This is a genomic window from Sulfurirhabdus autotrophica (assembly GCF_004346685.1).
Classification (GTDB): Bacteria; Pseudomonadota; Gammaproteobacteria; order Burkholderiales; family SMCO01; genus Sulfurirhabdus; species Sulfurirhabdus autotrophica.
On the sequence record NZ_SMCO01000014.1, the window covers coordinates 70,533 to 90,656 of the forward strand.

Annotated in this window: 23 protein-coding genes and 1 tRNA gene; all 24 read left to right on the plus strand. The window is 47.2% G+C overall.

Features of this window, described 5'->3' with window-relative positions:
• The 24 genes from EDC63_RS13230 (at position 1) to EDC63_RS13345 (ending at position 19,794) form a co-directional block, all read left to right on the plus strand.
• Positions 1-624 carry a DUF502 domain-containing protein gene (locus EDC63_RS13230; protein ID WP_124946407.1) on the plus strand — a complete coding sequence of 208 codons (624 nt, stop codon included), beginning with the start codon at positions 1-3 and terminating at the stop codon, positions 622-624.
• A gap of 93 nt (positions 625-717) precedes the next feature.
• Positions 718-2,502, plus strand: a complete 1,785-nt coding sequence (aspS, locus tag EDC63_RS13235) for an aspartate--tRNA ligase (protein ID WP_124946428.1) — start codon at positions 718-720, stop codon at positions 2,500-2,502.
• 138 nt (positions 2,503-2,640) lie between these two features.
• A complete protein-coding gene (gene nudB, locus EDC63_RS13240) occupies positions 2,641-3,093 on the plus strand; it encodes a dihydroneopterin triphosphate diphosphatase (protein WP_223248271.1) in 453 nt (150 codons plus the stop codon).
• A gap of 124 nt (positions 3,094-3,217) precedes the next feature.
• The gene (nadA, locus tag EDC63_RS13245) at positions 3,218-4,315 is read left to right on the plus strand and encodes a quinolinate synthase NadA (RefSeq protein ID WP_124946409.1); all 1,098 of its coding nucleotides are present in this window, start codon (positions 3,218-3,220) and stop codon (positions 4,313-4,315) included.
• Positions 4,316-4,354: 39 nt separating this feature from the next.
• On the plus strand, positions 4,355-5,119 hold the full coding sequence (locus tag EDC63_RS13250; protein WP_124946410.1) for a fumarylacetoacetate hydrolase family protein: 765 nt from the start codon (positions 4,355-4,357) through the stop codon (positions 5,117-5,119).
• A 30-nt stretch (positions 5,120-5,149) separates the two neighbouring features.
• Positions 5,150-5,902 carry an endonuclease/exonuclease/phosphatase family protein gene (locus EDC63_RS13255; RefSeq protein WP_124946411.1) on the plus strand — a complete coding sequence of 251 codons (753 nt, stop codon included), beginning with the start codon at positions 5,150-5,152 and terminating at the stop codon, positions 5,900-5,902.
• Positions 5,899-7,071, plus strand: coding sequence for a cardiolipin synthase ClsB (clsB, locus tag EDC63_RS13260; protein ID WP_124946412.1), 1,173 nt, complete (start codon positions 5,899-5,901; stop codon positions 7,069-7,071). The genes EDC63_RS13255 and clsB overlap by 4 nt, the downstream gene beginning before the upstream one ends.
• Positions 7,072-7,330: 259 nt before the next feature.
• Positions 7,331-8,056: a YebC/PmpR family DNA-binding transcriptional regulator gene (locus EDC63_RS13265; protein ID WP_124946413.1), complete on the plus strand. Its 726-nt coding sequence runs from the start codon at positions 7,331-7,333 to the stop codon at positions 8,054-8,056.
• Positions 8,049-8,594 (plus strand): crossover junction endodeoxyribonuclease RuvC, encoded by a 546-nt coding sequence (gene ruvC, locus EDC63_RS13270; RefSeq protein ID WP_189836508.1) that lies wholly within the window; start codon positions 8,049-8,051, stop codon positions 8,592-8,594. The genes EDC63_RS13265 and ruvC overlap by 8 nt, the downstream gene beginning before the upstream one ends.
• Before the next feature lie 97 nt (positions 8,595-8,691).
• Positions 8,692-9,273, plus strand: a complete 582-nt coding sequence (gene ruvA, locus EDC63_RS13275; protein WP_124946414.1) for a Holliday junction branch migration protein RuvA — start codon at positions 8,692-8,694, stop codon at positions 9,271-9,273.
• Positions 9,274-9,394: 121 nt separating this feature from the next.
• On the plus strand, positions 9,395-10,438 hold the full coding sequence (ruvB, locus tag EDC63_RS13280) for a Holliday junction branch migration DNA helicase RuvB (protein WP_124946415.1): 1,044 nt from the start codon (positions 9,395-9,397) through the stop codon (positions 10,436-10,438).
• A gap of 72 nt (positions 10,439-10,510) precedes the next feature.
• Positions 10,511-10,948: a tol-pal system-associated acyl-CoA thioesterase gene (ybgC, locus tag EDC63_RS13285; RefSeq protein WP_223272289.1), complete on the plus strand. Its 438-nt coding sequence runs from the start codon at positions 10,511-10,513 to the stop codon at positions 10,946-10,948.
• Positions 10,945-11,631 (plus strand): protein TolQ, encoded by a 687-nt coding sequence (gene tolQ / locus EDC63_RS13290; protein ID WP_223248272.1) that lies wholly within the window; start codon positions 10,945-10,947, stop codon positions 11,629-11,631. Before ybgC ends, tolQ begins: the two co-directional genes overlap by 4 nt.
• Positions 11,628-12,047, plus strand: a complete 420-nt coding sequence (tolR, locus tag EDC63_RS13295) for a protein TolR (protein WP_124946417.1) — start codon at positions 11,628-11,630, stop codon at positions 12,045-12,047. The genes tolQ and tolR overlap by 4 nt, the downstream gene beginning before the upstream one ends.
• Before the next feature lie 12 nt (positions 12,048-12,059).
• Positions 12,060-12,884 (plus strand): cell envelope integrity protein TolA, encoded by an 825-nt coding sequence (gene tolA / locus EDC63_RS13300; protein WP_124946418.1) that lies wholly within the window; start codon positions 12,060-12,062, stop codon positions 12,882-12,884.
• A gap of 64 nt (positions 12,885-12,948) precedes the next feature.
• A complete protein-coding gene (tolB, locus tag EDC63_RS13305; protein WP_223272290.1) occupies positions 12,949-14,193 on the plus strand; it encodes a Tol-Pal system beta propeller repeat protein TolB in 1,245 nt (414 codons plus the stop codon).
• A 26-nt stretch (positions 14,194-14,219) separates the two neighbouring features.
• The gene (gene pal, locus EDC63_RS13310; RefSeq protein WP_124946419.1) at positions 14,220-14,738 is read left to right on the plus strand and encodes a peptidoglycan-associated lipoprotein Pal; all 519 of its coding nucleotides are present in this window, start codon (positions 14,220-14,222) and stop codon (positions 14,736-14,738) included.
• 195 nt (positions 14,739-14,933) lie between these two features.
• Positions 14,934-15,725, plus strand: a complete 792-nt coding sequence (gene ybgF / locus EDC63_RS13315) for a tol-pal system protein YbgF (RefSeq protein ID WP_124946420.1) — start codon at positions 14,934-14,936, stop codon at positions 15,723-15,725.
• 140 nt (positions 15,726-15,865) lie between these two features.
• Positions 15,866-16,519 (plus strand): 7-carboxy-7-deazaguanine synthase QueE, encoded by a 654-nt coding sequence (gene queE, locus EDC63_RS13320; protein ID WP_124946421.1) that lies wholly within the window; start codon positions 15,866-15,868, stop codon positions 16,517-16,519.
• A 78-nt stretch (positions 16,520-16,597) separates the two neighbouring features.
• On the plus strand, positions 16,598-17,266 hold the full coding sequence (gene queC, locus EDC63_RS13325; RefSeq protein WP_124946422.1) for a 7-cyano-7-deazaguanine synthase QueC: 669 nt from the start codon (positions 16,598-16,600) through the stop codon (positions 17,264-17,266).
• Positions 17,267-17,480: 214 nt separating this feature from the next.
• Positions 17,481-18,665 carry a YeeE/YedE family protein gene (locus EDC63_RS13330; protein ID WP_124946423.1) on the plus strand — a complete coding sequence of 395 codons (1,185 nt, stop codon included), beginning with the start codon at positions 17,481-17,483 and terminating at the stop codon, positions 18,663-18,665.
• Between the two features lie 91 nt (positions 18,666-18,756).
• Positions 18,757-18,832, plus strand: a tRNA-Lys gene (locus EDC63_RS13335).
• 306 nt (positions 18,833-19,138) lie between these two features.
• Entirely contained in the window at positions 19,139-19,399 is a 261-nt protein-coding gene (locus EDC63_RS13340; RefSeq protein WP_124946424.1) for an antitoxin, read from the plus strand.
• A complete protein-coding gene (locus EDC63_RS13345) occupies positions 19,396-19,794 on the plus strand; it encodes a type II toxin-antitoxin system VapC family toxin (protein ID WP_124946425.1) in 399 nt (132 codons plus the stop codon). The genes EDC63_RS13340 and EDC63_RS13345 overlap by 4 nt, the downstream gene beginning before the upstream one ends.
• The last annotated feature ends 330 nt before the right edge of the window (positions 19,795-20,124 follow it).

The following is a 20,124-nucleotide window of genomic DNA, read 5'->3' on the forward strand; positions in this document are numbered from 1 at the left end:
ATGAAGCGGTATTTTATTACGGGTTTGCTGGTTTGGGTGCCTCTGGTGATTACCTTGTGGGTGCTGAATTTGATCATTGGCATGATGGACATGAGTCTGCTGTTGTTGCCTTCAGCGTACCAGCCGGTGCATGTTCTCGGAATGAACATTCCAGGATTGGGCGTTATTTTAACTGTTGCGGTGATTTTGTTGACGGGTCTGTTTACTGCCAATATGATTGGCCAGCGCCTGATTGCCTTCTGGGAATCTGTGCTCGGACGTATACCGGTTGTCAAAACGATTTATCATGGCGTCAAACAGGTAAGTGATACCCTTTTTTCAGGAAATGGCGAATCTTTTCGTAAGGTGTTGCTGGTGCATTATCCTCACCCTCAAGCCTGGTCACTTGCATTCCAGACATCTGTACCAGGTAAAGATGTGAGCGCTAAGCTGGATGGCGAATATGTGGGGGTGTTTATCCCGACAACTCCCAGCCCCGTCAATGGTTTTTACTTTTTTGTCAAAAAAAGTGAAGTGATCGAATTGGATATGGGCGTCGATCAGGCGCTTAAATACATTATTTCCATGGGGGTCGTGGCACCGCCAGATAAAGACTTAGCGGTAAAACTGGCACCGAATAATTAACAAGGTTTTTAGAAGAGGCAGGATTCGCAATAGGAGCTCATCCTTTGCAAGCCCTGTCTTTATTATTTTTGAATAGTTGGTGTGAACAAAATTATGATGCGTACTCATTATTGCGGTGAAGTGAACCGTGAACATTTACAGCAAACCGTAACTTTCTGTGGTTGGGCGCATCGTCGTCGTGATCATGGCGGTGTGATTTTTATTGACCTGCGTGACCGCGAGGGGCTGGTGCAGGTCGTATGTAATCCGGAACAAGCTGAGACTTTCAAGGCGGCAGAAGGCATTCGTAATGAGTTTGTGCTGAAGGTGACAGGAGTCGTGCGCGCTCGTCCAGATGGGACAGTAAACACTAACTTACCTACTGGTGAGATAGAAGTAGTAGCCCAGGAAATTGAGGTGCTCAACCCTTCTCTTACACCACCATTCCTTCTGGATGATGAACAGCTGAGCGAGAATGTGCGGCTGACACACCGTTATCTGGATTTGCGTCGCCCTGTGATGCAGTCTAACCTCAAGTTGCGTTACCGCGTGGCGAAAACCATGCGTGATTACCTTGATACCCATGGTTTCATGGAAATTGAAACCCCGATGCTGACGCGTTCGACTCCAGAAGGTGCGCGGGATTACCTGGTGCCTTCACGTGTGCACCCAGGGTCGTTTTACGCTCTGCCGCAATCTCCGCAACTGTTTAAGCAGTTGTTGATGGTGGCGGGATACGATCGCTATTTTCAGATTACCAAGTGTTTCCGTGATGAAGATTTGCGTGCAGATCGCCAGCCTGAATTTACCCAGGTGGATATTGAAACCTCATTCATGAGTGAGGCAGAAATCATGGATATGATTGAAGACATGTTGCGAGACATGTTCAAAAAAGTCATGGATGTGGACTTGCCGAGTCCGTTCCCGCGGATGTGTTATGCGGAAGCAATGGGGCGTTACGGCTCGGATAAGCCTGATATGCGTATTGCACTTGAAATCATCGAATTGACGGATATTATGCGTCAGGTTGATTTCAAGGTGTTCCGAGAAGCGGCAGATATGGAAGGTGGTCGTGTAGCCTGTTTACGCGTACCGCAGGGTGGTGCCATGTCACGTAAAGAAATTGATGACTATACGGATTTCGTCAAGATTTATGGCGCAAAAGGGTTAGCGTACATCAAAGTAAACGAACTAGCGAAAGGCATGGAAGGATTGCAGTCGCCTATCCTGAAGTTCCTGACGGAGCCAGCTGTCAAGAGCATTATTGAGCGTTCCGGCGCATCAGATGGTGATTTGGTGTTTTTTGGCGCGGATAAAGCAAAAATTGTGAACGAAGCTTTGGGCGCATTGCGTGCTAAAGTGGGTCATGAGCGTGGGTTTGCATCGAAAGAATGGAAACCTTTGTGGGTGGTTGATTTCCCTATGTTCGAACTGGATGAAGGAAATAATCGCTGGCAGGCATTGCATCATCCGTTCACCTCACCGGCAGAAGGTCACGAGCACTTGCTTGAGTCCGATCCGGGCAAGGCGCTATCCAAGGCTTACGATATCGTGTTGAACGGTTGGGAAGTGGGTGGTGGTTCGGTCCGTATTCATCGCCAGGAAGTGCAGTCCAAGGTATTTCAGGCGCTCAAGATCAGTGATGAAGAAGCACAGGAAAAATTTGGATTCTTGCTGGATGCGCTGCAATATGGCGCGCCACCCCACGGTGGTTTGGCCTTCGGGTTGGATCGGCTGGTGGCATTGATGGTGGGTGCAGAGTCTATCCGTGATGTGATTGCTTTCCCCAAAACTCAGCGTGCGAATGATTTGTTGACGCAAGCGCCGAATGTTGTGGATGAAGCGCAGTTGCGTGAATTGCATATTCGACTGCGTCAGGTTGATATTGCGAAATCCTGATTAACCAGCAAAGGGTGATTGAGGTTATTTTCAAAACATATCGCTCAAACTGATCAGAGGAGAGGCGTGAATTATTCAGGTGCAGGTCATTTGGTGGCGCGTTCCTTTTCTTTGCATTCTTTGCGCTAAGAGATGTTTGTGAGTACTTACAAAGTCCCGGTGTCGGTGCTGGTGGTTATTTATACTGCAGATCTCAAGGTGTTATTGCTGGATCGGGCTGACCATCCAGGGTATTGGCAGTCGGTGACCGGTAGTCAGGATGCAGGAGAAACGCTAGAACAAACAGCGGCCCGGGAAGTGCAGGAAGAAACGGGAATTGATGTATCACAATACCAACTAACTGACTGGAATATCACTAATACTTATGAGATCTATCCAGAATGGCGGCACCGTTATGCGCCAGGGGTGGTCTCGAATACTGAACATGTGTTTGGTTTGTTGGTGCCACAATCTGTTACAGTCACCTTATCGCCCCGAGAGCACTTGCACGCCGTCTGGTTGCCACGCCAGGAAGCAGAGCAGAAGGTTTTTTCGCCGAGCAACGCTGCAGCAATAAAATTGCTGGCATCCAGAAACGCAACGAGCGCGTGAAATTTTTGACATAATCTGGTAATGTTAGAGTTTGCTTATGAAGCTCGTTTTCTTATTGGGGATAGTAGCGTGCGGAGCGCTATATTGAGAACGCAAGTTAACAGGATTTCTGCTGGGAGTGACAATGCAAGTTAGCCCGATTGCTTTTGACCGATTTAACCAGATGCAGGATGAGGCATGTCAGGATCGTATTTTGGCAGCCAAAGCCGTGCTGGGAGAACGTCTGGTTATTCTGGGACATCATTATCAGCGTGATGATGTATATCAGCACGCTGATTACACGGGCGATTCCCTGAAACTTTCCTATCTGGCCGCCAGCTCCAACGCTGAATATATTGTTTTTTGTGGTGTGCATTTCATGGCGGAAGTGGCAGATATATTATCTCGCCCGGAACAAATTTCCATTTTGCCTGACCTCTCAGCGGGTTGTTCCATGGCAGACATGGCTTCACTGTCTAAAGTAACTCGTGCCTGGCGTGAATTATCCGAAGTGCTGGACCCGGACGAAATGATTACCCCGGTGACCTATATAAATTCCGCTGCAGATCTGAAGTCTTTCTGTGGAGAACATGGCGGGATTGTTTGCACATCAACCAACGCCCGCAAAATTCTGGAATGGTCATTTTCCCGGCGCGAGAAAATCCTGTTTTTCCCTGATCAGCACTTAGGGCGGAATACCGGTTACAAAATGGGTATCCCTCTGGATGAAATGGTGGTGTGGGATTTTGATCAGCCACTAGGCGGGCTGACTCCTGAACAAATCAAAAAAGCCAAAATGATTTTGTGGAAGGGGTTTTGCTCTGTGCACCAGATGTTCCAACCCCAGCATATTTTAAAATTTCGAAACCAGCACCCGGAAGGGTTAGTTATTTCTCATCCCGAAAATAATTTTGAAGTGTGTCAGTTATCTGATTATGTCGGTTCGACTGAGTATATTATCCAGACTATTGCTGCTGCAGCACCGAACACACACTGGCTGGTCGGGACAGAACTGAATCTGGTAAATCGTCTGGCAGTTCAGTTCAAGGATGAAGGTAAAGTTATCCAGTTTATGTCCCCCACAGTTTGCATGTGTTCTACTATGGCTCGCATTGATCCGCAACATTTGGCCTGGGTGCTGGAAAATCTGGTTGAAGGAAAAGTGGTTAACCAGATCAAAGTGCCGCAGAAAGAGGCGGAAATGGCTAGGCTGGCGTTACAACGGATGCTGGATGTGTCATGAACTGATTTTTGATTTGCAGGTTTGCAGTAAGGAATATAGATGGCGTATTGGATAAGATTTGAACATAATGGTCTGACTGGTTTCGGTATGCTGGATGCCGAAAATATTCGGGTTTACCGGGGTGACATGTTTAAAAATCCGGAAGCGACGGGTGAAACCCTTGCTTTGGATGCCGTGAAGGTATTAACGCCAACCGAACCAAGCAAAATGATCGTCATGTTTAATAATTCCCATGCAATCATTGCGAAAAAAAATGCGGCAACACCGGAATACCCTCTGTTCTTTTTAAAACCATCCAGTACTTTTCTTTCCCACAATCAAACCATCGTGCTTCCCCATCGCCATAGCTCACGTGTGGTGCTTGAGGGAGAGTTGGGCGTGGTTATCGGTAAGACTTGTAAAGACGTATCGGTTGAGCAGGCGAAAGACGTGATTTTCGGTTATACCTGCGTCAATGATGTGACCGCGCAGGATATTGTGGAACACCCGACGCTGCCGCAGCATGTGTATTCAAAAGCTTTCGATTCGTTCGGTGTTTTTGGCGCAGTGGTGGCAACGGATATTGATCCTTATGCATTAGAGGTTGAATCCTGGCTGAACGGGAAACAATGTCAGCAATTTTCAGTTCGGGATTATGTGTTCGGGCCTTTTGAATTGGTTGCCTTTCTGTCTGAAATCATGACACTGACTCCCGGGGACATCATTTCCTGTGGCACTTCTCTGGGGGTGGCGCCTCTTTCTGCTGGAGATCGAGTAGAAGTGCGGATTCCGGGGGTGGGCAGTCTCGTCAATTCTGTGGCTTAAGCAAACTATCTAATATGCTATTCTGTGAGCATGAATAGAACCCTGCATATAGCGACTTACAATATCCATAAAGGGTTTTCCCATTTTAACCGGCGCATGGTGATGCACGAACTGCGGGATAGTTTGCATGCTATCCATGCAGATGTGGTGTTCCTGCAGGAAGTGCTGGGTAATCATGAACGTCACGCCGAGCGCTATACAAATTGGCCGGAAAAACCACAATATGAGTTTCTTGCAGATTCAGTGTGGACCGACTTTGCCTATGGTAAAAATGCTGCTTATGATGGCGGGCACCACGGTAATGCGATTCTGAGCCGTTTTCCGATAGTTAAATGGGAAAATGAAAATATCTCAGCCCATCGTTTTGAACACCGTGGCATGTTGCACTGCGAAATTGCAATTCCCGGTTGGGATGAGCCTTTGCACTGTGTCAACGTGCATCTCGGTTTATTCGGACGTGGCAGAAAAACACAGTTATTAGCGTTACGTAGCCGGATTGAGAAACTTGTTCCTCCGCATCATCCTCTGATCATTGCGGGCGATTTTAACGATTGGCGCATTCAGGCAGGCGAGGTTTTATCCGGCTTGCTCAACTTGCATGAGGTTTTTGAAAGTGCTCACGGAAAACCTGCGCGAAGTTTCCCTTCGTTACTTCCCCTGTTTCATCTGGATCGAATTTACGTGCGCGGTTTTCAGGTAAAAACTGCGCAAGTACTGCATGGCCGGCCATGGTCAAAGATTTCTGATCATGCCGCGCTTTCCGCGACCATGATCAGACTATGACGCACTTAATTCCAGGTAATCACATAACCCTGTTGCAAAATGGTGAGGCTTATTTTCCTGCCATCATTTCAGCATTTGAACTAGCTGAGCATGAGATTTATCTGGAAAGTTATATTTTCGAAGATGATGCAACTGGCCAACGTGTAGCAGAAGCACTAAAGCATGCTGCAAAGCGAGGCGTGAAAACGCATGTGCTGGTAGATGGATTCGGCTCGAAAAATTTGCCGCAATCCATGATCGACTCCATGAGCGATGCAGGTGTGCGAGTGCTCAAGTTTCGTCCAAAAATATCCCCGTGGACTTTCCGACGTCAGCGATTAAGGCGTTTGCACCGTAAAATTGTGGTGGTGGATCAGGAAATCGCATTTGTAGGGGGCATTAACATCATTGATGATATGGATACCCCTGGGCATACGCCGCCGCGTTATGACTATGCAGTAGCTGTGGAGGGACCGTTGGTTGGAATCATTCATGCTGCAGTACGGCATGTCTGGTCACTGGTTTCCTGGACGCATTTACACCAGGGCTGGTTGCGTGACAGAGGGGTTCCTGTTTCTTCCGTTGCAAAAGGCACGATGCGTGCTGCTTTTCTGGTGAGAGATAATCTCCGGCATCGTCGTGATATTGAAGAGGCTTATCTTAGTGCAATTGAAAAGGCGCAAACCGAAATTATTATCGCCAATGCTTATTTTTTGCCGGGTATCAGTTTTCGGCATGCGCTGACAGAAGCGGCTGCCCGTGGTGTGCGTGTGATTCTATTGTTGCAGGGCAGGGTGGAATACTTGTTGCTGCATTATGCTTCGCGGGCATTGTATGGCAATTTTCTGGAAGCAGGGATTGAAATATACGAGTATCACAAGAGCTTTATGCATGCCAAGGTGGCTGTAATCGACGGACATTGGGCCACAGTGGGCTCGTCAAACATTGATCCATTCAGTTTACTGCTTTCCCGCGAAGCAAATGTGGTGGTGGAAAATAAAGAATTCGCAGGGGCATTGCGGCAAAATTTGCTGCAGTCTATGGAAACAGGTTCGCGACCTGTGCTGAAAATAAGCTGGAAGCGGCAATTTATGCTTACTCGGTTGGTGAGTTGGTTAAGCTATGGTCTAGTGCGATTTATGATGGGAGTTGCAGGATATGCCCGTGAAAAGAATAACGAAAAAATCTGAACAGATTAAAGTGTCATGGGTTTTGTTTTTAAAACCGGGTTGCAGTGGTAAAATCAGCCAATCATCATAGAAACCTTAGTTGGATGGGATGGAGTGTGCTCCAGAAATTGTGCAATTCAACCCATAGCGGTCTCACCAACCGGGTAAACCAGGGAAACATTAATAATTCTATTAGAATTATTTAGTTAAATGTTAAGGGCAGCGGTTAACTGAGGTTTCTAGGATCATATTGAGTCAAGTTTGTTGAGCAGAGGGATTTATGGCAGGTCATAGTAAATGGGCAAATATCAAGCACAAAAAAGAACGTGCCGATGCCAAGCGTGGCAAAATTTTCACGCGCCTGATTAAAGAAATTACAGTTTCCGCCAGAATGGGCGGTGGAGATCCTTCAACCAACCCGCGTTTAAGGCTGGCGGTTGAAAAAGCATACGATCAGAATATGCCCAAGGATAACGTCGAGCGAGCGATCAAGCGCGGCAGCGGCGATCTGGAAGGGGTGAATTATGAGGAGTTGCGTTACGAAGGTTACGGTATTGGCGGTGCTGCCGTAATGGTGGATTGTCTGACAGACAATAAAACCCGTACTGTAGCGGATGTGCGTCATGCTTTTACCAAGTACGGGGGTAATTTAGGTACAGATGGTTCCGTCGCATTTTTATTCAAGCATTGCGGCCAGATGCTGTTTTCGCCAGAAACTGATGAAGATGCATTAATGGAAGCCGCGCTGGAAGCAGGGGCGGAAGATATCATTACCAATGATGATGGCAGTATTGAAGTGATCACCGGCCCTTATGAGCTTTCATCGGTGAAAATGGCTCTGGAAAAAGCTGGATTTAAGCCGGAAATGGCTGAAGTGACCATGAAACCAAGTGTTGAAAACGAGTTCACCGGCGACGATGCTGTCAAAATGCAAAAGTTGCTTGATGCATTGGAAAGTCTGGACGACGTGCAGGATGTGTATACATCCGCCGTTATTGATGAGTAATTCAGGGAGCGCCGTCATTCGAATACTCGGGATAGATCCCGGTCTGCGTGTAACAGGATTTGGTGTGATTGATAAAACGGGCAACAAGCTCAGCTACGTTGCCAGCGGATGTATCAGAACCGAAGTTGGATTGCTGCCGCTGCGACTTAAAACCATACTCGACGGCCTGGGTGAAGTAATCGCCACTTATCATCCTGAACATGCAGCAGTAGAAGAAGTGTTTGTAAACGTCAATCCAAAATCCACGTTGCTCTTGGGCCAGGCACGCGGTGCCGCAATTTGTGCTGCTGTATCCAATCATTTGCTGGTGTCAGAATACACCGCATTGCAAGTAAAGCAGGCTGTAGTGGGCAACGGTCATGCCAAAAAAGAACAAGTGCAGGAAATGGTCAAGCGCCTGTTAAGCCTTGGTGGAGAACCTCAGGCGGATGCCGCAGATGCACTGGCTTGCGCGATTTGCCACGCCCACGGTGGCTTGGGGTTGGGTAAACTGGCCACCCAAGGTTATCGTGTGAAAGGGGGGCGTTTGATTGGTTAATCCAAATAAAATAGTTTGCCCGGAACTTTATCTGTATTCTGGCTTTCAAACATCAAATTTTTCTGTGTATCAGTATTGTAATAAGGCGTGTAATTAGATGATAGGCAGAATATCCGGCAAGCTTCTGGAAAAAAATCCTCCCCAAATCTTGGTCGATGTCAGTGGTGTGGGCTATGAAATCGATGTGCCCATGAGTACCTTTTACAATTTGCCGGTTTTGGGCGCAGAAGTGGTGTTGCATACGCAATTAATCGTGCGTGAAGATGCGCATCTTTTGTATGGGTTTGGGACAGATGCCGAACGTAAAACATTCCGTCAATTGTTAAAGGTAAGTGGCGTCGGTGCAAAAATGGCATTGGCAGTATTGAGTGGTTTAAGCGTTAGCGACTTATCACAGGTGGTGGCATCTCAGGACGCAGGCAGACTGACGAAAGTGCCCGGTGTGGGTAAGAAAACGGCTGAGCGCCTGTTGCTGGAGTTGCGGGATAAGCTGGATATCAGTGTGGCTATGGCTGCTGGTACGGTAGCAGTTGGTGAGCAAGGAAGTGATGTCCTCAATGCGTTGTTGTCATTAGGTTATAATGAAAAAGAAGCGGTGTGGGCAGTCAAGCAATTGCCTGCAGGTTTGGGCGTATCAGATGGTATCCGGCAAGCTTTGAAATTCTTGTCGAAAGCATAGCTGTTTATAGCCAATAGTGATTACTTGAAGAAACAGGCATTGATCTGCGTGCCTGAATATATACAGTCACTGCTTATTTTTCTTACTGGGTGCAAGTTAACAAAATCGCAATTCAAACTTTATGATTGAAACAGACCGCTTAATTACCGCTGCACCCATATCCCCAAAAGAAGAAGCGCAGGAACGGGCACTACGTCCGAAGCAACTGGACGAATATGTCGGCCAGGAAAAAATTCGCGGCCAGTTGCAGATCTTTATCGAGGCCGCCCGCAATCGTAGTGAGTCGTTAGATCATGTCCTGCTTTTCGGCCCGCCAGGGTTGGGTAAAACGACGCTGGCGCACATTATTGCCAGAGAAATGGGCGTGAATCTACGTCAGACTTCAGGCCCGGTGCTGGAACGAGCAGGAGATCTAGCAGCGCTGCTAACGAACCTGGAACCCAATGACGTATTGTTCATCGATGAAATTCATCGCTTAAGCCCCGTTGTAGAAGAGATTTTATATCCTGCACTGGAAGATTTTCAGCTGGATATCATGATTGGTGAAGGGCCGGCAGCGCGTTCGGTCAAGCTGGATTTGCCACCGTTTACTTTGGTTGGCGCAACCACCCGGGCAGGCATGCTTACCAACCCACTGCGCGACCGGTTTGGTATTGTGGCAAGACTTGAATTCTATACGCCCGAAGAACTGAAAAAAATTGTGACCCGTTCTGCCGGGTTGCTGAATGTGGAAATTTCTAGCGATGGTTCGCTGGAAATTGCTCGACGTGCTCGTGGCACGCCGCGCATTGCTAATCGGTTATTGCGCCGGGTGAGGGATTATGCAGAAGTCAAAGCGGATGGAGACGTAACCCGTGATGTGGCGGATGCCGCTTTGCTGATGCTGGACGTGGATGTAATCGGTCTCGATGTCATGGACCGAAAACTGCTCCAGACAGTCATTGAAAAATTCGGGGGTGGCCCTGTCGGCGTTGATAACCTGGCAGCGGCGATTGGCGAAGAGCGAGATACCATCGAAGATGTATTAGAACCGTACCTGATACAGCAAGGTTATCTGCAACGTACGCCACGGGGGCGCATTGCCACTGCTTCGGCATATCGGCATTTTGGTTTTGCAATACCTGGTGGTCAGGTAGCTGGGGATATGTGGGATGAATCCCAGTGAAAAATAAGCGATGCAGCTGTAAAAAAGGTGACATCCAAACCTGCTATGCTTATTTGGCAAAGGGTTTGTTATTTGCATGAAAGTCGTGAGTGGCAGCCAGAATTGAACCCGAAACTATTTACCTGGACAGTCAGGGTGTATTACGAAGATACCGACTCAGGCGGGGTGGTTTATTATGCCAATTACCTTAAGTTCATGGAGCGGGCCCGGACGGAATGGTTGCGTGCAGCAGGCTTTGATCAATCTGTGTTGTTGAATGAACATCGTGTCATTTTTGTTGTGCGCTCGGTTGCGATAGAATATATCAAACCAGCGATATTTGATGATGCGCTGGCTGTCACTGTTCATCCCACACATATTGGCCGTAGCCAGATAGTTTTTCAGCAAACGGTGGAACGGGGGGATGTTCTTACAAAAGCAGAAGTGAAAATCGTCTGTGTCAACGGCGATACATTCAAACCTGTTAAAATCCCTGAAACAATCAGACAAAAATTAGGGAATGAAAATTGAATATCGGTGTATCGCAAGACTTGTCTTTTATTAGCCTGATTTCCAATGCCAGTATATTAGTGCAATTAGTGCTGTTGCTCTTGTTGCTGGGGTCACTTGTTTCGTGGTGGTATATTTTTCTCAAGATGTTCGCCATCAAACAGGCAGTCAAACAGTCAGAGGTTTTTGAGCGCGAATTCTGGAGTGGTTCAGATCTGAATTCGTTGTACCAGCGAGCGAATGCCGGCCATGGGGAGGAAGGCAGCATGGAACGCATCTTTGAAGCGGGCTTCCGTGAATTCTCCAAGCTTAAACGTCAGTCAGGCATGGATATCAATGCCGTGATGGATGGTACGCGCCGCGCCATGCGTGCAACGTATCATCGTGAAATGGATCAGCTTGAGTCCCATCTTTCATTTCTGGCAACCGTAGGTTCTGTCAGCCCCTATGTCGGTCTTTTCGGAACGGTGTGGGGCATCATGAATGCCTTCCGCGGGCTATCCAATATGGTGCAGGCAACATTGGCCCATGTGGCTCCCGGTATTGCCGAAGCGCTGATTGCTACTGCAATGGGCTTGTTTGCCGCTATCCCTGCTGTAGTGGCATATAACAGATTTACCCATGACGTAGATCGGCTGGCTGTCCGTTTTGAAAGCTTCATGGAAGAGTTCTCCAACATCCTGCAGCGTCAGGCCAGTACATGAGCGCTCGTCGTCCGCGCAAGCAGATGAACCAGATAAACGTCGTACCCTATATCGACGTGATGCTGGTATTGCTGATTATTTTTATGATTACTGCGCCGTTGGTGAATCCTGGGCAAATAGAGTTGCCTCAAGTCGCTCAATCGCTTACACCACCAGTTGCACCCTTGGAAGTGGAAATCAGGGCAAACAAAAAACTTTTTTTGCGTGACAGAGAAAAATCCAGTAAAGAAATTGAAGTAAGTCATGATGATCTGGTGAATGCCGTGAAGGAAAAACAAGTACAAAATCCGGAACAGCCAGTGGTTATATCAGCAGACAAGAGTGTTCGTTATGAAGAAGTGTTGAATGTGATGGATATATTGCAGCAAAATCAGGTTAAAAAAGTGGGCTTGTTGGCAAAGCCACGCGGGAATTAATGGAGCAGTTAGATGTGGGGGCGTGAAGAACCAGGGAAGCGACTCGCCGGATTTTTGGCTGTGTTTGTGCATCTGCTGTTTTTTGGATTGCTGATTTTTGGTGTGAATTGGCATAGCAAGCAACCAGAAGCCATGTCCGCAGACTTATGGAGTGCATTACCTCCTGCACAAAAACCAGTAAAAGAACTGGTGGCCAAGCCTAAACCCGTTGAACCGACGCCGCCAAAAGAAACACCAAAACCACCACCTGAAGCTGAAGTGGTACACAAACCAAAGCCGGAACCAAAAGTTGAGCCCAAGCCACCTGTCGTCAAACCGGATATTGCGCTCAAGGAAAAAGAGAAAAAACGCCTGAAAGAAGAAAAGCAGAAGGAAGAGGAACTAAAACAGAAACAAGAAGAACTAAAGCAAAAGCAGGAAGCGCAAAAGCGCAAGCAAGAACAGGAAAAGCTGAAAAAACAACAGTTGCAGGAGCAACAAGCTGCAAAAGAAGCTGAAGCGCAGCTGCAAAGGGAACAGGCAGCTGCTAATCAGGCTGCCCAGGCAGCTTCACAATCGAAAGTAAATGATTTTAAAAATAGAATACAGTCTAAAATAAAACGTTTTATTATTTTGCCATCCGACATGCAGGGGAACCCTCAGGCGGAATTTGATGTCATTTTGCTGCCAAGTGGCGATGTATTAAGTGTAAAACTAACACGCAGTAGTGGAAATGCTGTGTATGACAGTGCGGTGGAACGTGCAATTTATAAAGCGCAACCCTTGCCGTTGCCACCTGAACCGTCATTGTTCAGTAAATTTCGTGAGCTGCATTTGCAATTCCGGCCTAATGAATAGAACAGGTAAATCTTAAATGGTGCATATGAAAAAATTACTCTCTGGCTGCATAAGCTTGTGTTTGATGTTGGTAACTTTGGTGCACACCGCACAGGCAGGGCTGACTATTGATATTACAGGCGGTGCAGCCACCCAGTTACCTATTGCTATCGTGCCTTTTGCTGGAGAAGTTGGCCTGCCACAAAATCTGACAGAAGTGATTGGTGCAGATTTACAACGCAGTGGTCAGTTCAAATTAGTCAGTCCGGCCGGAATCGTGCCGCAACCTCATGAACCAGCTGAAATAAATTACCCTGCCTGGCGCGGACGTGGTGCCGATGCAATCGTCATTGGCAGCGTGTCGCGCACGCCAGATGGTCGAATGGAAATCCGGTTCCGTTTGCTGGATGCCGCTAAGCAAGAACAACTGGCAGGTTTCAGTTATATTGTTGCAACGTCGCAACTGCGTTCCACCGCACATAAAATAGCCGATGTGATCTATCAGAAATTAACGGGTGACCAAGGCGTATTCAGTACCCGCATAGCTTATGTTGTAAAGCATAGTGGCCGTTATGAACTTCAGGTTTCTGATGCAGATGGTTACGGGGCGCAAACCATCGTCAATTCAAAAGAATCCATTATTTCTCCTGCGTGGTCGCCAGATGGCAGTCGGCTGGCGTATGTTTCTTTTGAAAAGAAAAAACCTGTGGTGTATGTTCAGTCGTTATTAAGCGGTGGTCGCAACATCGTCGCGAATTTTAAAGGGAGCAACAGTGCCCCTTCCTGGTCTCCGGATGGCAGGAAACTAGCCATTGTTCTGACACGTGATGGCAATTCCCAGTTATACTTGATCAATGCAGATGGTAGCGGATTGGCGCGCTGGAGTGTGAGTTCCGGTATTGATACAGAGCCAGACTGGTCTGCGGATGGGAAATGGATTATCTTTACCTCTGACCGTGGAGGCAGCCCTCAGGTTTACCGAATGCCAGCAAATGGCGGGGATGCCAGACGACTCACATTTGAAGGTAATTACAATGTTTCTCCGCAGTTTAGTCCTGATGGTAAATCGTTTGCGTTTATCCAGCGCAATTCAGGACGTTTCAATGTGGCAGTGCAGGATTTAGAAACAAACCAGGTGCAGGTTTTAACTGACAGCGCCCTGGATGAATCACCCAGTTTCGCACCCAATGGCAAAATGATCCTTTATGCTACCCAAGTAGGTGGGCGCGGAATACTCGCTGCGGTTTCGAGTGACGGTAGAACAAAGCAGCGGCTCTCTGTGCAGTCTGGTGATATTCGTGAGCCTGCTTGGGGCCCTTTCGTTAAGTAATCAATAAATCAAACAGGAGAATTTCAATGAACAAATTATTGTTAAGTGCGTTACTGGTCAGTTTATTGTCTGCTTGTGCAAGTACTGGCACACCAGATCAGAAAGCAGCTGTAGAAGATAAAAGCATGGGGCAGAAAACCACTGCCGGTGCTGGTACTAGTGGCACTCAGCAGCAGGGAATGGCAGTTAATCCATTGACCGATCCTAATAATATTTTGTCCAAGCGCAGTGTTTATTTCGACTACGACAGTTCATCCGTCAACAATGAATACAAGCCAATGATTGAAGCGCATGCCAAGTATCTTAACCAGAATGGCAATACCAAAGTAACCGTTCAAGGGAATACCGACGAGCGCGGTAGCCGTGAATACAATATTGCACTGGGTCAGCGTCGTGCAGAAAGCGTCAAGAAAGTCATGAACGTATTGGGCGTATCTGATAAGCAGATTGAAACAGTCAGCTTTGGTGAAGAAAAAGCGACAGGCCATGATGAAGGTGGCTGGAAGAATGATCGTCGTGCAGATATCGTTTATCAAGGCGAGTAATCTTTCGTTCGACTGGTCACACTGAAATGATTTAATCCAATCCGGCATGCAGTTTTTTTGGGTTTGATCATTTGGTGCGCCAGTAGATAGTAGTACGCAACGTTTTTCTGGAATGGGGTAGCTATGTCAAGTTGCTTCTGTTCCCTGCACCACAAGGGACGCAACGGCGTCCCAATTAATTGACGGATCTTGAAGATGATACGTAAATACGCACTGATATTAGCTGTCGTTCTCAGCGGAACTGGCATGGCACATGCCGGATTGTTTTCTGATGATGAAGCCCATAGAAAAATAGTTGACCTGCAGCAACAAGTAAAAACGCTGGAGACACGTCTGGCTACGCTGGAAGGTGTTGTTCAGAACCAGGGCCTGGTTGAACTATTGTCTCAAGTGGAAACACTGAAGGGCGACATGGCTAAAATGCGTGGCCAGCTTGAGGTGCAGACCCATGATCTGGAAAGTGTGCAAAAACGTCAGAAAGATTTCTATGTGGATCTGGATACCCGCTTGCGACACCTGGAAAGCGCTGGACCGACTGCGCCTGTTGCTGGAGTTGCTGGAAGTGCATTAGGTAAAACAGGTACAGCAGCCCCGGCAGTGGTGGCTGACCCGGCTGCAGAGGCCAAAACCTATGAAGCAGCATGGGGCATGTTCAAAGTGGGAAATTATCAGGGGGCTATTACCGGCTTCCAAGGTTTCCTGAAATCCTATTCCAATAGTAATCTGGCTTCCAGCGCCCAATACTGGATTGGTAATTCGTATTTTGCTTTGGGTGATTTCAAGTCGGCAATCGCTGCTCAGCAAAAGCTGATCAAACTCTATCCAGACAGCCAAAAAGTGCCGGATGCCATGCTGAATCTGGCCAGTTGCCATCAAGGGTTAGGCGATAACGGCGCAGCAAGAAAAACGCTGGAAGATCTGGTTGCAAAGTTTCCTTTAAGCAGCGCCGCAGATTTGGCACAAAAAAGGCTTGGCAATCTCAGGTAAAATGCACTGGCTTTCAGCGCATGCTGGGGCCACTTTCTCGGTGCCGTTCAAGTTGGCATTGTTGTGGTGGAATTGTCCTCATCATTTAAGCCTTCTAGTGTTTTGAAAGCTACCTTCATAATTCAATTGCCGGATCCAGCATGACAGCACCACAACCAACCCTGCGTATTAATGAAATTTTTTACTCCCTGCAAGGCGAGACCAGCCGAATTGGTCTGCCCACCGTATTTATACGTCTGACAGGGTGCCCGTTGCGCTGTGGCTATTGTGATACAGAATATGCTTTCCATGAAGGCGAGAGCATGCCGCTCTCAGCGATTCTCGAAAAAACCAAAGCATACGGCGCGCACTATGTCACAGTGACAGGGGGCGAGCCTCTGGCTCAGAAAGGCTGTATTGATTTGCTTAAGGCACTTTGTGATGCCGACTATTCTGTTTCGCTTGAAACTAGCGGCGCACTGGACGTATCAAAAGTCGATGTGCGCGTATCCAAAATTGTCGATGTCAAAACGCCGGGTTCAGGTGAAGTTACAAAAAATCGCTGGGAAAACCTGCAGTACCTGACACCCCATGACGAAATCAAATTTGTGTTGTGTGATGTAAATGATTACCAGTGGGCAAAACAGCAATTAACCGAACACAATCTTGTTGAGCGATGCCCAGTCATATTTTCCCCCGTGTTTTCTACCCTTGAGCCGGGCGACCTGGCAGAATGGGTATTACGCGACCATGTGCCAGTTCGCATGCAGATACAATTGCACAAATATTTGTGGGGCGAAGGTCGCGGAAAATAAGTGGTTGCAGTTGAATGAAACGCCTCCCCAAGAATCTGGGTTAGAATAAAACATTCTTATTTACACCCAAACACGTTCATGAAAAAAGCTGTCATATTGTTATCCGGTGGTCTTGATTCCGCAACAGCCTTGGCGATTGCTCGCCACGCAGGATTTGACTGTTATGCACTGAGCCTGGATTACGGTCAGCGTCATCGTGCAGAATTGCAGGCAGCGGATAGCGTAGCAAAAGCACTGGGCGCTACCACCCACCGAACAATCAAACTGGATCTCACTGTTTTTGGCGGTTCAGCACTGACTGACGCATCAATTTCAGTTCCTACCATTCCCGGTAAGGGCATTCCAATTACTTATGTGCCAGCACGTAACACCATTATGCTATCCCTTGCCCTGGCATGGGCAGAAGTGCTGGGAAGTCGGGATATCTTTATTGGTGTGAATGCAGTGGATTATTCTGGCTACCCGGATTGCCGCCCAGAATATATTTCAGCCTACGAGAAAATGGCCAACCTTGCGACCAAGGCTGCCATCGAAGGCCAATCCCTGAAAATTCACACACCGCTAATCGCTTTATCCAAAGCAGATATTATTCGGCAAGGCATTGAATTAAAAGTGGACTATCGTCAAACAGTATCCTGCTATCAGGCCGATGACGCAGGGGCTGCATGTGGTATATGTGACTCCTGCAGATTAAGACGTCAGGGATTTGTAGATGCGGGTATAAATGATCCGACTCATTACCGGTAAGTGGTGTCATACTACTTGACGGCATGGTATTAATGTACTAACTATTTAATTAAATTAAGAAATATTGAAAATAGTGATTGAGATTTATTTCTATTAGATTAAAATTCGCATGTTAAAGAAATGAGTGGTTTTATTGAGCGGCATCTTAAGATTTTGGGAAAAGAGCCGTTACATAAACCATGCCGCATGATAATTAGAACGAGAGGAAAATTGAATGGTATTTGAAAGTTTCGGACAAGCCCAGTCTTACTTTTTATGGGCAACTTTCGGGATAGCACTGGTAATGGGTGCTGTGGTGAATAAAACCAACTTCTGCACTATGGGTGCAGTTTCTGATTGGGTAAACATGGGTGACACTGGCCGAATTCGCGCCTGGTTGCTGGCCATTGCCGTCGCCATGATTGGTGTGATTGTGCTGGAGTCCTACGGGCTGATAAAGGCCGATTTAGCCTTTCCTCCCTATCGTGCCAATCAGTTAGTCTGGGCTGAAAATCTGTTGGGTGGTTTATTGTTCGGTATCGGCATGACCCTCGCTTCAGGCTGCGGTAACAAGACCCTGATTCGTATCGGCGGGGGTAACCTGAAATCCATTATGGTGCTGATCATTATCGCAACCATAGCTTATTTCATGGTGAATCCTTTCCCTGGTTCAGACAAAACGCTTATGTCAGTGCTGTTTTATGACTGGATTCGTCCGCTTGCAGTTACGCTGCACACAAAACAAGATCTGGGTTCCATCATTTCAGGCCCGGAACAAGCAGTGCATACCCGCCTGATTGTGGGTGGCATCATTGCATTCTCCCTGCTTGTGTTTATCTTTAAAGCCGCTGATTTCCGCAGTAATTTTGATAACATTCTGGGTGGCCTGGTAGTAGGGCTGGCAATTGTTGCAGCATGGTACGTAACAAGCACCACGACCTTAAATGTCGATGGCGAAAAATTCCCGTTGCAGAACTTCGTTTCAGAGCAGTGGGACATGTTTGCTAAAGAAGGCGATGTTAAACCTGCCGATAGCCGTCCGCTAAGCCCGCAATCCTTCACATTCATCAACCCAATGGGGCAAACCCTGGGTTATGTGGCTTCAGGTTTCAAAAGCAAGGTACTGACCTTTGGTGCAATGTCCGTATTCGGCGTAATCATTGGCTCATTGTTATGGTCATTGATCAGCCGCAGTTTCCGGATCGAATGGTTTGCTTCCTTTAAAGACTTCGTCAATCACTTCATCGGTGCCACATTAATGGGCTTTGGTGGCGTGCTGGCAATGGGGTGTACCATCGGCCAAGGTGTGACAGGTATATCAACCCTTGCCGTCGGCTCTTTCATCGCGTTTTTCGCCATTATTGCGGGTAGTGCACTTACCATGAAATACCAGTATTGGAAAATGATGCGCGAAGAGTGATTCGCTTCAGATAGTTAAGAGAAAAGCGCATAAAATAAAGGGTTTTCTCTTGACAGTACGAATTAGGAATGTATAATTTCACCCTTTCCTTGGGTCGTTAGCTCAGCTGGTAGAGCAGCGGACTTTTAATCCGTTGGTCGCAGGTTCGAATCCCGCACGGCCTACCAAGAAAATAAGGGCTAGTCAGAAATGACTGGCCCTTTTTCATTTCTGGAAGAGCCAATAGAGATCGTCTTGATCTATCCGATGTCATTTACGCTTTAATGTTTAGCTCCCATCTTTAAAACTACACTTTATGTGGTGTATATAGAACCCACATTACGGTGAATTATTGAACAATGATCTAGATTGATAAGCTACTTGCCACTATGTTTTAAGATAGTAGTTCTTATGTAGCTTTACAAGGCATATGCCTTGATATATCACACAGTTTGAAATATACTAAAAACATGTAAGCACAAGAGGGTATGCCCATGAGCCAAACAGCTAAACTGTTTACCAACGGCCGCAGTCAGGCGGTACGCCTGCCCGCCGCCTATCGATTCGACACCAAAGAAGTTTTTATCCATCAAGACCCGGAGACTGGCGATATTATTCTGTCGCGCAAGCCCGCAACGTGGGATGATTTCTTTTCTGCACTCAAGGTTGCTGACGTGCCTGGTGACTTTCTGGATGAAAAAGATCGGAGCCAGGGCGAGCAGGACCGTGACCCTTTTGAAGCTTGGAAAGAATGACACGTTACATGCTCGACACCAATACGGTGAGCCACCTGATTAAGCTGCATCCATCCGTTGCCAAGCGGGTAGTTGCTGTGCCGATAGCATCACTTTGCATCTCGGCGATAACAGAAGGGGAGCTTCTTTTTGGTTTGACGAAGCGACCAGACGCAAAGCGGCTCCATCTCGCTGTGAGGGAATTTTTGTTGCGTGTTGATGTAATGCCATGGGATGCCACGGTTGCGGAGCATTACGGAACTGTGAGGGCAGACCTGGCAAGGAAAGGGAAATTACTTGCGCCACTCGATCAGTTGATTGCTGCGCACGCAATGAGCATAGGCGCAGTGCTGGTGACAAACGACAAAGCTTTTTGTCAAGTAGACGAACTTCGGGTTGAAGACTGGACAGTTTGATCGATAAAAGTAGTTGTACTGTTTGGCGCTTATGTGAACTTATAGTACCCAATGAACCGAATACACCTAAGCTATATTCAACTATATGTAGTTCATGCGGTACGCGATAGTGTGTGATTTGTATTTGCGTTATAAGGTGCAAAAATTGGAGTTAAAACGTGCCAATGTAGGCAAGCTTTGACGGGTGATGGCGAGTTATGGTTGGTAAATTTCTTCAAAAAATAGTTATTTAAATACGCGGATTCAAGTTTGAAGTGCAAGGCCTGTTGATTCGAAGAATACCTGATTGGGCGTTTGATATCCAAGTCGTTTTCTGGGGCGATTGTTCAA

What these genes read in the sequence shown, in the direction of transcription:
- EDC63_RS13230 (WP_124946407.1), top strand. Translation starts at nt 1, where the DNA reads ATGAAGCGGTATTTTATTACGGGTTTGCTGGTTTGGGTGCCTCTGGTG.
- aspS (WP_124946428.1), top strand. Translation starts at nt 718, where the DNA reads ATGATGCGTACTCATTATTGCGGTGAAGTGAACCGTGAACATTTACAG.
- nadA (WP_124946409.1), top strand. Translation starts at nt 3,218, where the DNA reads ATGCAAGTTAGCCCGATTGCTTTTGACCGATTTAACCAGATGCAGGAT.
- EDC63_RS13250 (WP_124946410.1), top strand. Translation starts at nt 4,355, where the DNA reads ATGGCGTATTGGATAAGATTTGAACATAATGGTCTGACTGGTTTCGGT.
- EDC63_RS13255 (WP_124946411.1), top strand. Translation starts at nt 5,150, where the DNA reads ATGAATAGAACCCTGCATATAGCGACTTACAATATCCATAAAGGGTTT.
- clsB (WP_124946412.1), top strand. Translation starts at nt 5,899, where the DNA reads ATGACGCACTTAATTCCAGGTAATCACATAACCCTGTTGCAAAATGGT.
- EDC63_RS13265 (WP_124946413.1), top strand. Translation starts at nt 7,331, where the DNA reads ATGGCAGGTCATAGTAAATGGGCAAATATCAAGCACAAAAAAGAACGT.
- ruvC (WP_189836508.1), top strand. Translation starts at nt 8,049, where the DNA reads ATGAGTAATTCAGGGAGCGCCGTCATTCGAATACTCGGGATAGATCCC.
- ruvA (WP_124946414.1), top strand. Translation starts at nt 8,692, where the DNA reads ATGATAGGCAGAATATCCGGCAAGCTTCTGGAAAAAAATCCTCCCCAA.
- ruvB (WP_124946415.1), top strand. Translation starts at nt 9,395, where the DNA reads ATGATTGAAACAGACCGCTTAATTACCGCTGCACCCATATCCCCAAAA.
- tolR (WP_124946417.1), top strand. Translation starts at nt 11,628, where the DNA reads ATGAGCGCTCGTCGTCCGCGCAAGCAGATGAACCAGATAAACGTCGTA.
- tolA (WP_124946418.1), top strand. Translation starts at nt 12,060, where the DNA reads ATGTGGGGGCGTGAAGAACCAGGGAAGCGACTCGCCGGATTTTTGGCT.
- tolB (WP_223272290.1), top strand. Translation starts at nt 12,949, where the DNA reads ATGTTGGTAACTTTGGTGCACACCGCACAGGCAGGGCTGACTATTGAT.
- pal (WP_124946419.1), top strand. Translation starts at nt 14,220, where the DNA reads ATGAACAAATTATTGTTAAGTGCGTTACTGGTCAGTTTATTGTCTGCT.
- ybgF (WP_124946420.1), top strand. Translation starts at nt 14,934, where the DNA reads ATGATACGTAAATACGCACTGATATTAGCTGTCGTTCTCAGCGGAACT.
- queE (WP_124946421.1), top strand. Translation starts at nt 15,866, where the DNA reads ATGACAGCACCACAACCAACCCTGCGTATTAATGAAATTTTTTACTCC.
- queC (WP_124946422.1), top strand. Translation starts at nt 16,598, where the DNA reads ATGAAAAAAGCTGTCATATTGTTATCCGGTGGTCTTGATTCCGCAACA.
- EDC63_RS13330 (WP_124946423.1), top strand. Translation starts at nt 17,481, where the DNA reads ATGGTATTTGAAAGTTTCGGACAAGCCCAGTCTTACTTTTTATGGGCA.
- EDC63_RS13340 (WP_124946424.1), top strand. Translation starts at nt 19,139, where the DNA reads ATGAGCCAAACAGCTAAACTGTTTACCAACGGCCGCAGTCAGGCGGTA.
- EDC63_RS13345 (WP_124946425.1), top strand. Translation starts at nt 19,396, where the DNA reads ATGACACGTTACATGCTCGACACCAATACGGTGAGCCACCTGATTAAG.